General features: G+C 70.4%; 2 protein-coding genes. Both read left to right on the forward strand.

The window, feature by feature from the left end:
• The coding region (locus FDZ70_11150) for an HAD family hydrolase (protein ID TLM65388.1) at nucleotides 1–771 on the forward strand (771 nt) is incomplete at its 5' end.
• Nucleotides 772–805: 34 nt separating this feature from the next.
• Nucleotides 806–1,131: potassium-transporting ATPase subunit C (locus FDZ70_11155; GenBank protein TLM65389.1), on the forward strand; the 326-nt coding region annotated here is incomplete at its 3' end.

The following is a 1,131-nucleotide window of genomic DNA, read 5'->3' on the forward strand; positions in this document are numbered from 1 at the left end:
GGCACGCCGCTGGCGGTGGCAGTGGACGCGCGGGTCCTCGGCGTCATCCACCTCAAAGACATCGTGAAGGGCGGCATCCGCGAGCGTTTCGGCCAACTGCGCTCGATGGGCATCCGCACGGTCATGATCACCGGCGACAACCCGATCACCGCGTCGGTCATCGCCCGCGAGGCCGGCGTAGACGACTTCCTCGCCGAGGCCACGCCCGAGACGAAGATGGCGCTCATCCGCACCGAACAGGGCAAAGGCAAGCTCGTGGCCATGACCGGTGACGGTACGAACGACGCGCCGGCGCTCGCGCAGGCCGACGTCGGGGTGGCGATGAACTCGGGGACGACCGCCGCCAAAGAGGCCGGCAACATGGTCGACCTGGACTCGGACCCGACCAAGCTCATCGAGATCGTCTCGATCGGCAAGCAGCTGCTCATGACGCGCGGGGCGCTGACCACCTTCTCGATCGCCAACGACGTCGCGAAGTACTTCGCGATCATCCCGGCGATGTTCATGGTGCGGCACCCTGAGCTGGGGAACCTGAACGTCATGCGCCTCACCTCGCCGGAGAGCGCGATCTTGAGCTCGGTCATCTTCAACGCGCTCGTGATCGTGGCGCTCATCCCGCTGGCGCTGCGCGGCGTGACGTACCGGCCGGTCGGAGCGGCCGCGCTGCTCCGCCGCAACCTGCTGCTCTACGGACTCGGGGGGATGATCGTGCCGTTCGTCGGCATCAAGCTGATCGACCTCGTGCTGGTCGCCGTCGGGCTGGCGAGGTGATTGCGTGAGGGCGGCGTTCCGCGTGGCGGTCAGGATGGCACTGGTGACGCTGGTGCTCACCGGGGTGCTCTACCCGCTGCTCGTGACGGCGATGGTCGCGCCGCTGTTCCCGCGGCGGGCCGCTGGCGGGCTGGTCGAGCGCGACGGCCACGTGGTGGGCGCGCGGCTCATCGGCCAGGCGTTCGCCTCCGAGCGGTACTTCCACCCCCGCCCATCGGCCGGCGGCTACGACGCGATGGCCTCGGGCGCATCCAACCTCGGGCCGACGAGCGAGCGGTTGCGCGCGCTGGTGGCGTCACGCGTGGCGGGCGTGCGCGCGGGTGAGCCCGGCGCGGCGGCCGGCGCGGTGCCGGTCGACCT

The organism is Actinomycetota bacterium (genome assembly GCA_005774595.1).
Taxonomy (GTDB): domain Bacteria; phylum Actinomycetota; class Coriobacteriia; order Anaerosomatales; family D1FN1-002; genus D1FN1-002.